This is a genomic window from Bartonella acomydis (genome assembly GCF_039543025.1).
GTDB lineage: Bacteria > Pseudomonadota > Alphaproteobacteria > Rhizobiales > Rhizobiaceae > Bartonella > Bartonella acomydis.
On the sequence record NZ_BAABIY010000093.1, the window covers coordinates 1 to 11,057 of the forward strand.

General features: G+C 39.0%; 9 protein-coding genes. 6 read left to right on the forward strand and 3 right to left on the reverse strand.

The genetic code is table 11. The features are described 5' to 3' along the window. The first annotated feature begins 450 nt into the window (after positions 1–450). The 4 genes from ABD909_RS07465 to ABD909_RS07475 all read left to right on the forward strand — a co-directional run bounded on the left by ABD909_RS07465 (position 451) and on the right by ABD909_RS07475 (position 6,463). Complete coding sequence (locus ABD909_RS07465) at positions 451–2,457, forward strand: M23 family metallopeptidase (RefSeq protein ID WP_345097307.1); 2,007 nt, start codon at positions 451–453, stop codon at positions 2,455–2,457. A 557-nt stretch (positions 2,458–3,014) separates the two neighbouring features. Next, a complete protein-coding gene (locus tag ABD909_RS08620; protein ID WP_425547962.1) occupies positions 3,015–3,275 on the forward strand; it encodes a hypothetical protein in 261 nt (86 codons plus the stop codon). A 3-nt stretch (positions 3,276–3,278) separates the two neighbouring features. Further along, entirely contained in the window at positions 3,279–4,214 is a 936-nt protein-coding gene (locus tag ABD909_RS07470; RefSeq protein WP_425547963.1) for a metallophosphoesterase, read from the forward strand. A 797-nt stretch (positions 4,215–5,011) separates the two neighbouring features. Continuing rightward, positions 5,012–6,463: a metallophosphoesterase gene (locus ABD909_RS07475; protein ID WP_345097308.1), complete on the forward strand. Its 1,452-nt coding sequence runs from the start codon at positions 5,012–5,014 to the stop codon at positions 6,461–6,463. 39 nt (positions 6,464–6,502) lie between these two features. On the opposite strand, the gene ABD909_RS07480 is transcribed toward ABD909_RS07475, so the two are convergent. From ABD909_RS07480 to ABD909_RS07490, 3 genes are all read right to left on the reverse strand, one after another. Beyond that, positions 6,503–7,942, reverse strand: a complete 1,440-nt coding sequence (locus ABD909_RS07480; protein WP_345097309.1) for a sensor histidine kinase — start codon at positions 7,940–7,942, stop codon at positions 6,503–6,505. Positions 7,943–8,166: 224 nt separating this feature from the next. After that, complete coding sequence (locus ABD909_RS07485; RefSeq protein ID WP_345097310.1) at positions 8,167–8,721, reverse strand: RNA polymerase sigma factor; 555 nt, start codon at positions 8,719–8,721, stop codon at positions 8,167–8,169. Between the two features lie 6 nt (positions 8,722–8,727). Further along, positions 8,728–8,931, reverse strand: coding sequence for a NepR family anti-sigma factor (locus ABD909_RS07490; RefSeq protein ID WP_345097311.1), 204 nt, complete (start codon positions 8,929–8,931; stop codon positions 8,728–8,730). Between the two features lie 167 nt (positions 8,932–9,098). Here ABD909_RS07490 and ABD909_RS07495 point away from each other — a divergent pair, with 167 nt between their 5' ends. Further along, positions 9,099–9,893: a response regulator gene (locus tag ABD909_RS07495; protein WP_345097312.1), complete on the forward strand. Its 795-nt coding sequence runs from the start codon at positions 9,099–9,101 to the stop codon at positions 9,891–9,893. Between the two features lie 20 nt (positions 9,894–9,913). Continuing rightward, complete coding sequence (locus ABD909_RS07500) at positions 9,914–10,927, forward strand: PAS domain-containing sensor histidine kinase (RefSeq protein WP_345097313.1); 1,014 nt, start codon at positions 9,914–9,916, stop codon at positions 10,925–10,927. The last annotated feature ends 130 nt before the right edge of the window (positions 10,928–11,057 follow it).

The following is an 11,057-nucleotide window of genomic DNA, read 5'->3' on the forward strand; positions in this document are numbered from 1 at the left end:
TAATGCAAATACAAGGACAAAACCAACCATCGCTAGCAGAAACTGCCCTCGTCAACGAACGCTATATAGAACCCTTAACACTAAAGAGTCAATATCATTTTTATACTTTCTATAAAAATATTTTCTACTTATTTTTTATAAACAAATTGGCCTTCAATATCTTTTGCAAAGAGGCGACAGAAAACAAGCTTATAACCTTTACAAATAAAGTAAATTTGGCAAATCAACAGAGTATTTTATGGCTTTTATCTGCCTAAATCCAACACTGTTATTGCTCTTCTGCCGTTCTCCGCTATTATGATGGAATAAAGTCATAGCTGTATTAAGTTGAAGAATTTGCACTATCAGCCATAAAAAATCAAATTCTTGTAGAAATACACCAAGCTATGCTAGCCCTTTATGATTTAATTTGATCTTATAATTTAAATGTGAAAAGTACTCTAAAAATTCATGTGGGAGAATGAACAACAGAAAAATGATCCTGGGCAAGACCCCGCTCTTGTCGTAAAACGCTTGCGCCCTGCTCGTAGACAAGTTTCTGCCCGTTGGCTCACAGGAACAGTTCTGACAGGAATTACTTCCTGCGTTCTGATGGGAATTGCACTTTTTGCAGCACTCGATGGGCAGCAACGCTTGGTCACACCTCCACAATGGTTTAGGCTAGACAACCTCTTACAAACACAAGACACTGATGCCAATGGCTATAAAAGTGATCGTATTGCTCCCACACATGCACGGCAAAGCTTTGATAGCAAGCGCCAATTTGAATTATCCATTGTACAAAAAAAGGGCGAAGAAAAAGTCATTAAGACACAGCAGTTTGAATGGATTCGTATGGCTTTAGCTGAAGACCGCCCACACAAATATAGTTATCCTAAATTTGATTCTTTAAATATGTTCGTCAGTGATTCGAAAATTCAAACTGTCACATCACAAGATTCTGGACATATTTATGGAGCAAAAGTAGAAACCCCAATAACCCTACGCAATTATAATTTTATCATTGATCAAGTCAATTTTGATGATACAGATGCCCTAACAGATGATGAAGTACAACAAGAATTAAAAAAAGCTGGCTTTGCTTTGGAAAAAAACGACGAACTCCTTTCACTTCTAACCTTCATTGATCCTTTAAAATTAGAAGATTTGTCCTCACCTTCCCAGTTTACAGATACTCCTGAGGTTCGTATTATTCAAGAAAATGTGACCATTTCCCCACAAAATCGTCGCATTGACCTCACGAAAAACTATGCGGAAGATATTCTTCCTATTCGCAAAAAACAAAAGATAATCGATGTTTTTAAAGATACTAACTACACAAAACAACAAATTGAACAGGTTGTAAGCACTTTAACAAAATTGCATCATTCAGATACCCTTAAAGAGGGAAGCCTTTTACGCATTGGGATCGTCACGCAAGCTGGAGAAGAAGATCTTCTGGTACGGGTCAGTATTTATCAAGGCAAATATCACCTTCTCACCATTGCCCTTAATGACAAAGGGCAATTTGTTGAAAGTACAGAGCCCACAATGTCGCACGTTTTGAAAACAGCTTTTCAGAATGGTATTCCCCATTCTTATGTTAGTAGTGCTCAATTACCAACGGTTTATGATGCACTTTACACGGCATTGCTTAGTCATAATGTTTCACAATCTCTCTCTCAGTATCTCATTCGTTTGCTTGCCACCAACATTGATATGAAAAGCCGCATAACACCAACCGATCAGTTGGAAATATTTTATGCCATTCCCCAACAAAGTGAGACAGCAAAAAATAACAAAGAAAGCCAAAATGGCAAAAAGAACCCTAAAATAACCGGAGCACCGACAAACACAGATCCTGAAATTCGTTATATTAGTGTCACTTTTGGCAATACTACCTATAAATACTACCGTTATCAATCAAAAAATGGCAGCGTGGATTACTACGATTCAGAAGGCAAAAGCTCTAAACCCTTTTTGCTGCGCAAACCCACCCCCAATGGTATTTTCGGCTCTCCTTTTGGACCACGCAAACACCCTATTTTAGGTTATGTTCGCATGCATACAGGTGTTGATTGGGTAGCACCTAAAGGATCACCTATTATTGCTGTGGGAGATGGTATTGTCACAAAAGTAGGCGTAACAGGGGGGTATGGAAACCATACGGAAATTCAACATAGCAATGGATATATCAGCAGCTATTCGCACCAAAGTCGTTATGCCCCTGAGATCAAACCAGGTGTAAAAGTCCGACAAGGACAAATCATTGGCTATGTTGGAACAACAGGAATGGCAACCGGTCCCCATTGTCATTTTGAAATCATTGTCAATGGCGTAAAAGTTGATCCTATGCGCATTCGTATCCCCAACAGCAAAGCTTTGACCAATCAAGATCTACAAACATTCCTAGAGGAAAAAAACAATATTGATTCTCTGTTAAACAGCCCACCAACACCATCAAGTGATGCTTCTTAAATCAGCCTGTCAACAAAGGTTCTTTTCTCAAGACATGTCGGGTTTAAAGCTTTTCCCGCACATGCCACCTCAAAAAAGCATAGCAATGCCCGCAAAGAGGCTACCTGTACCCTATGAAATTGCTCCATAAAAGAAAATTTGAAAGAACCAAGCAAGCAGCCCTACACAAAAAGCCTTTTATCTCATCTTGCAAGTTTCCCCTCGCTAATAATGACGTAATCTCATCTCTTATTCATTGCATTGTTTAACTTTTTTCAGTCTTATCAACAGAATTTTATTTCTCCACAAACCATCATCAAAAAAAGAGAACTCTCAACAAAAAAGGGCAAAAGATCATTTTAAGATATGCGCTAAACAAAATAAAGCACTTCGAATAATGAAAATGACCCCAGAAATTTTTAAAATCTATCAGATTTTAAAAATACAATATAAATTCTATTTGATAAAAAAGACTTTATAAAAAACATATTGTTTAAAATATTGCCTTAAAAAAAATCTTATATTATATTTTATAGGTGTTTATAATATAAGAATGTCTAATAATTGAGGGTCTTAACTTGATGAAAATCAAATATAAAATAATAAGTGTTATTTCTTTAGCAATATTAAGTTATACAAATTGTGTTGCTGGAGGAGAAAAAGAAATTCCCAATACACCCCGTGATAGGACAAAATCAAAAATCCAATTTAGAGATTTAAAACATCAATCAACCAGTGGCATCAACACTGATAATAACGCCAAAATATCTTCAAACAGCTCAAAGAAAATTTCTCAAAAAAACTATGCCGCTATCATTATGTCCGATCCACAAGCATAGAGCTTGGATTATGGTAATCCTCATAGTGAAAAAAACAAAGTACTGTGGCTCAAGAGAAATGAGAAAGTTGCCCAAGCACTCGAATCACACAAAGCAGACTTTTTCATTGTCAATGGTGATTTAACAGAATATGGCCGTAAAGAAACCTACGAAGATTATACCAATATCTACAAAAATCTTGCTGCTCCTGTTTATGAAGGGCTTGGCAATCATGATTATGCGAATAATGTTGGTCATTGTATGATTCCTGAAGAGAAAAATTCTTCAGGTGATGCATGTGCTATAGAGGCTGTCTTTAGAATGATCAAAGAAATCAAAAAATACAGTGATGAGCTGCCGCATTTCAATCAAGATATTACACAGTTGAGTGACGCTTCTAACAAATCTATTCGCTCTATAGAAGGAAGTTTTGCTTACTCATGGGATTATGGAGATATTCATTACGTACAACTTCACAATTATCCAACTTATACGGTTAATCTAAAACAAAGCGATAGTGTTATTCAAGTTAAAAGCGCTTTGGATTGGCTAAAAAAAGATTTAGCTGCAGCGGATATGAGAGGGAAAATTACAATTATAAACTTCCACGACGCAAATGCATTTTTTCCGAATAGTTCTTCACATTTTATTAAACCCCAAAATATTCAAAATCTATCGATCTTTAAATCAATCATTACCTCTCATAATGTCAAAGCAATCTTTGCTGGTCATACGCATTATCAAAGCTTTTGCCGTTCACAGGATGATAAAGTCTTTGGAAATATTCCAGTCTATACATCAGGAGCACTCTTTAGAGGAGACTATTACCTCATTGAGGTAGAGGGAAAAAATATTCATGTTAAAGCTTATAATGGTATAACAGGAAACCCCACTTTGATTGAGGATTTGGGTGAGATAGGTACCAACACGGAATTCTTTGAAAGTTGTAGTAATTTATAAAAGCATTTTTCCTTTCAAGATTATTGAACAGAAAGGGTTTTAAAATCACTTTGAAGAGGTAAGGGCTGTTTCTTTTGCCCTCTTTTTAGGGAATTTGGGGTAAAAGAAACAACAATCTTTGTACTCCTTAAAACCATCGCTTCAAAAAAGGGACTCAGCAAACTGTCGCCGTTTCACACTCAAACGGCCAAGTTTTGGTCTTTTGTTCTAAAGTTCGGCTTTTCATGATCAGCACCATTATCTCTTACAATAAAGATCAATTGTTCATCTAGCTGAGAACCGCATGACAAATTTTTCGGTACTATTTTATACAGATAGCAAAAGCATTCTACAAAAAGCATTATTTTTTCAAAGCACAGAGCAAAACTCTCACATGTTAAAGCTTACCGCACTCTCTCAAGCTTCACATAAACCGCATACTTGATGATCAAATCTGTTATTGATTAAAAGATACATCACACAAAAGTCATAAAGCTTTGTTTTCATTTTCTTGCTCGTAGTTTGTTGTAGGAGAAGTGAGGATTGAAATATCGCTTACAAACAAGTGCGTACATTGAATAATGTTGCCTTCATGCAGTGGTCTAATTGTTATCAAGTTCAGCTTTCTTTCAAAGAAATGAGATGATCTAGAAAAAGAAGAGCATAATTTATAAAAAATGAATATAACATTTGTTACGATATCACCCCTATCGAATATTCTCTGAAGTTATTTTAGTTTTGGACGATATTTTATGGAAAACAAAGAGAGAATCATTACAGCATTTTTTTTGACCCTCTTCGTTTGTGTAAAGCCTTTTATGTCTCAGGCACAAAATCTTTCTGTAACCCACGAAACAAGGCGCAGCTTTGTTGACAAATTACCAAAACCAGAACGAATGGCCTTTGATGATCGTTCAACAGATGTATACATCGTCAATGAGCTGACCAATCCACCGACTTCTATGGTATTAATTGACAAAGCTGTAGAGCGTGGACAGTGGAAAAGTGGTAAATATTGGGGGAATACTGGGCCCTCAGAAACAATTGCAGCAGGCTTTGTAGGAAAAGCGGCCACAACATCGAATGCTTGGCTTTTTGGCGCTGGGGGATGGGTTAAATATAGAGTCGTAGATGATGGAACGATATTAAAATTTCGCTGGTATAATCCCTATAGTGGTCCCCATGAATATTCTGCTACCTCGAGCAACAAAGATTATTATTTTGAACGGATGGAGGGAGAAGGTAGTAACGCGAGAACAATTTGGTATGTAAAAAGAAAGGCCCCCGTAGGCAATTATAGCGTTGTCATAGCAGCCGATCCGCAAGCATGGCGTTTGAATTCTGGTGATCCTAATGCGTACAGCAACAGAAAACCATGGCTAAAGGCAAATAGAAATGTCGCCAGTGCAATAGAATCCCACGCAGCTGCATTTTCTATCATCAACGGCGATTTAACAGAGTTTGGCCGCCTCCAGACCTATCAAGACTATGCAGATATCTATAAAAGCTTAGTTTATCCTGTCTATGAAGGACTAGGCAATCACGATTATGCTAACAATGTTCGCGATTGTATGATACCGATAACAAATCTTTCAAAAGATGCCTGTGCGATAAGTGCTGTAAAAAGAATGCTGCAAGAACTCAAGAAATATAGCAGTTCTTTACCTGCATTTAATAAACATGTAACTTCTCGTAGGCTCCTTCATTCTGAAACGGCTCATCATTTCGTTACTGGGAGTTTAAGCTATTCATGGGATTATGGCGATATTCACTATGTACAGCTGCACAATTATCCAACTTACACTGCACATTTATCTGATGGTCATATGAAAGTAAGAATAACAACAGCTCTGGGTTGGCTGAAAAAAGATTTAGCAGCGGCTGATAAAAGGGGGAAAGTGACCATTCTCAATTTTCATGATGGACGTCCTTATTTGTGGGATAATGATTCGCATTTTATTCACCCCCAAAATGCGAAAAGTCTTTCTGTCTTTAAATCCCTCATTACACGTCATAATGTCAAAGCCATTTTTGTAGGGCATAAGCATTACCGCGCCTATTGCCGAGCAAAAAATGACACAGTCTTTGGAAATATTCCCGTATACACAGCAGGAGCACTTTTTAATGGCGACTACTATCTGATGCACGTGCAAGGAAAAAACATTCACGTCAAAGCTTATAACGGAATAACAGGCAAACCAGTTTTGCTTGAGGATTTAGGGCTCAATGGAGCAAACAAGTCCCTTTCGAACAGTTGTAGTAATCTATAAAGGCGTTTTTGCTTTCAAGCTTAACAAACAAAGAGATTCTTAAGGTTTCTCTTTGTGGGGGGATGTATCCTTTGCACCACCTGTATTGAGTTTTGGCAAAGGAATAACAATTTTTGTTCCTCCCAAAGCAGAAGTTTCAAAAAGAGGTTTTTCACCAAATTGCATACAAAGCTGCTCCACCACCAAACGGCCAAGACCAGTTTTTTGCTTTGAAGTTTGGCTTTTCATACCCACGCCATCATCTTCGACAATAAGCATCAATTGTCCATTTGGCTGAGGGCCAAATGAGATATAAATATGACCGGCACGATGATCAGGAAAAGCGTGTTTTAAGGAATTTGTCAGCAATTCACCAAGAATAATTCCAAGTGTTGTGGCGTCTCTTGAAGAGAGGCGACAATCTTTAAAGTTCGTATGAATGGTGATATTTTCACGCAATTCAAAAGGAACAGCCAATTCAACATCATGCACCACGGAGCTTAGAAACTCTGCCAAGAGAGTTGTTTCCATATCATCGCTCAAGCGCAAGCGGCGATGTGCTGTAGAGATTGTTTGGATACGGTCGCGTGCAGCCCCAAGCACAGAACGTACTTCTTCATTTTTGCTGCGATTTAATTGTAGCCCCAACAAAGAAGATACCGTACCAAGAGAATTGCCAATACGGTGGCTTGCATCCTGTAATAACATTTCCACACGTTGTCGTTCTTTTTCGGCATGATTGCGTGCATTTTCCAATTCTTGTGTCCGCTCTTTGACCCGTGCTTCGAGCGCAGCATTTTCGCTATGCAGCAACAATTGATACATTTTTAAAGAGCGTATATCGCGGCGAAAACGATTAATGACAAAATAAGCAGAAATAAAAGTACTCACGACAGAAACAATGGCGGCCAATGTTAAAGCGGCACGCATAAATGCGATCCCCTCGCGCTGTTTTTGTCGCACCACATCATCACCATTAATAAAGCTTGTCATTAATTGTGCTAAACGTGCTACCGGAATCCTAGAAATTTCTAAAAAATCGGCAGGCTGAGCAGCTTGATCAGGCAGCGCATCAAGGGCGTGCATATGAGCATTCATAAAAGCCTTTCGTGCTTCGACTTCCTTTTTAAAAGCCGTAAACCACTCATACCATTGCGGATGTGCATAAACAATAAGCTCTGTATAATCGAGAATATCTTGGAGTTCTCGTGCCGCATGTTCAAAATGTGCTTTATCTTCTGGCTTTCGGGTTTTTGCGTAGCTACGATCAGCGATAGCCATATCGATTAAATTAATAAGCACCAAATCGGCCTGTTCACGCAATTCTGAACTTGTATTCAACTGTGCAACTTCTCGATCAACGGCATTTGAGAGCAACATAATAAAAGCAGAAGCCAAAAGAGCCATCACAAGAGAAACAATAATTGCCAGCCAACGCCAGCTTGAGATACTTGCATCAGAAGAGGGATTTTTAGGAAGCAAATTCGTCTTTGTTGTCATAGAATTTCCATCGGCGAACCTGAAAATCGTCATTTTTCAGCATAAAGGAAGTCACTCTTATGGAACCTAATACAAAAAACCCGTGAGAAAGTTTCATACAGGCTTTCCTTGTTTTCCGAAGGTTACAGAGCAAATTTCTGAACTGCCTCAGATACTGACTTTACTGTAATAGCTATAACGAGAATAAAAAAAACAAGGCTATTAATCATAATTATTATACCTTTTTAGCCGTTAAATGAACACAATGTAGCCCCTGCCGAATAAGCATCGGGTCCATAATCAGATTCACCATTTACTTTAAGAAGTTCCTGTAAGCGATTACGTGCTCGACTGACACGGCTTTTAATTGTACCCACAGCACAGCCACAAATAGCAGCAGCATCTTCATAAGAAAACCCTGATGCCCCAATAAGAATAATGGCTTCTCTTTGATCAGGGGAGAGCATATTTAAGGCTTTTTTGAAATCTTGCAAATCAAGCGATCCATATTGCGCAGGATGAACCGCAACATTTTGGGTAAATACCCCATCACTATCCTGAACTTCTCTTCCTTTTTTACGCATTTGGCTATAAAATTCATTGCGCAAGATTGTAAAAAGCCAAGCCTTAAGATTGGTGCCCATTTCAAAGCTCTCCTGCTTTGCCCACGCCTTCATAATGGTATCTTGGACCAAATCTTCTGCTTTATCATGCTTACCACTTAAAGAAAGTGCGAAAGCTCGTAAAGCTGGGAGGACCAAAAGGAGTTCCTGTTTAAATTTTTTCACACCCTCCGCCATAAAGGTTTACACCTTTTCCGCATTATTTAAAGCAAATTGCTCTGCACGCTCCAGTCTATCCAAAAGCTCCAACAAACGCCTTGGCAGTGCCTCTTCCTGAATTTCCATGTAAAACTGGCGTAATTTTCGTGCTATTTCGCTATTAACGCCGAGAATGTCATCTCCAAGAGTGAAGTGATTGGTGAGATTTTTTTCATCACGGTCGTTCATTTTTTATCCCCCTAATCCATATAATGTCAGTAGTGCCAAGAATATTTTCGCTCTATGGTTGTAAATATAGTTGTCTGTAAAAAGTTCCATACGAAGAGAGGAACTTTTTCATCGCTCAAAGATTTCAACCAGCAAAGTACTGCAAAGGTCAGAAGGAGTTATAAGACATGTCATTATCCACGCGCATCGCACCACATCTTCCCTATCTTCGGCGTTTTGCCCGCTCTGTTACCGGAAGCCAATCTTCTGGCGATGCTTATGTATCAGCAATGTTAGAAGCACTGATTGCAGATATTTCGATTTTTCCGCAAAAATCCAGTGACCGGATTGGGACCTATTGGCTTTTTTGCCATCTTTTTGACCAAACCACTCCTAATATCCCAGAACCGCTCCCACAATTTGGTCTTGAACAAAAAACCAGTGCGAAATTATCCTATTTAACACCACGTGCACGCCAAGCTTTTTTATTGATTGCCGTGGAAGGCTTTAATGAACAAGAAGCCAGTGAAATCATGTCACTTGATGCAAAAGAGTTCCGCAAGCTTCTCAGCCAAGCATCGACGGATATTTCTCAACAAATAGCCACGCAAGTTATGATTATTGAAGATGAGCCTCTTATTGCGCTCGATATTGAACAAATGGTAGAGAGTCTTGGTCATCAGGTTGTGGGTATAGCACGCACCCGTGATGAAGCTGTCCTTTTGTATCATAAGGAAAAACCCCGTTTAATTTTGGCTGATATTCAATTAGCCGATAACAGTTCGGGTATTGATGCGGTTAATGACATTTTGCAAAATGACCCTATTCCAGTCATTTTTATCACGGCATTTCCTGAAAGACTATTGACAGGCGAGCGTCCCGAGCCAACTTTTTTAGTGACCAAACCTTTTAATCCAGATATGGTCAAAGCGCTTATTTCGCAGGCTTTATTCTTTCAAGAGAATGCGTGCAAAGCGGCTTAGAACAGAGTAACATCTCCATTATGATTGTTACGCCCTTTGCCAAACCGCCAATGGATAAATCGCATTTAAGCGCTCTCATGCAAGCGATTCGTGGTGCTGATATTTGTGTATTATATCAGACAACCAATTTGTTCTATTTATGGGCAGAAAACTTACCGCAGCATTTGCATAACAAATGGCGTGTAGGCTGTCGAGATAGTGATTTTTTTTCGCTTGATATTGCTGATAATATGGAAACCATTAAATTGCAGGTTTTAGCCACCGGCAAAATGCAAACCATTGAAGCGCGCTTTGAAGATACGAGCAAACAAGCGATATGGTATAAATTTTCTATTGATTGTCACCGTAATGAGAGTGGAGACATTATTGGTATTATCACCACGGGCGTTGATATTTCAGGATTACGTCGGCGGGAACAAGTATTAAAAGTTCTGCTTCGAGAAGTGAGCCATCGTTCTAAAAATCTCCTTGCTATCATTCAAAGCATTGCCAGCCAAACGGCACGCTATACGGAATCGTTACCAATTTTTTTACGCAAATTTCAAGGTCGCCTTCATTCTCTTTCGCATTCTCAAGATCTTATCACTGATTCTGATTGGCGTGGAGCCCAATTTCGCGAATTGGTACAAACGCAAGCATTGGGCTATTTGATGAAAGACACAGAACGTTTTTCGCTTGAAGGCGTAGACCCTTATCTTTTTCCCAATGCGGCTTTACATATTGGTTTGGCTTTTCATGAACTAATTGTCAATTCTCTGTCTTTTGGTGCCCTCTCCCAAGAAAAGGGCAGAGTCTTTGTACGCTGTGAAATCCACAAAAAAGTGGATGAAAAAATGCAACTCCTCATCACTTGGAATGAACATTTTGAATCAGGAACCATTCTCTCTCACGATCAAAAAGCCTGTTTTGGCAGTACTGTACTAGAAAAAATTGTTCCTGTCTCTGTCAATGGTTCGGCTTCTTTCACATTGAGCGAAGAAGGCATTGTTTATCATTTATTTGTTCCTGATACTTACTTTGATATCTTTTTTTAATTAAGCACAAACCTGCCCCAGCACAAACCTGCCCCAGCACAAACCTGCCCCAGCACAAACCTGCCCCAGCACAAACCTGCCCCAGCACAAACCTGCCCCAGCACAAACCTGCCCCAGCACAAACCTGCCC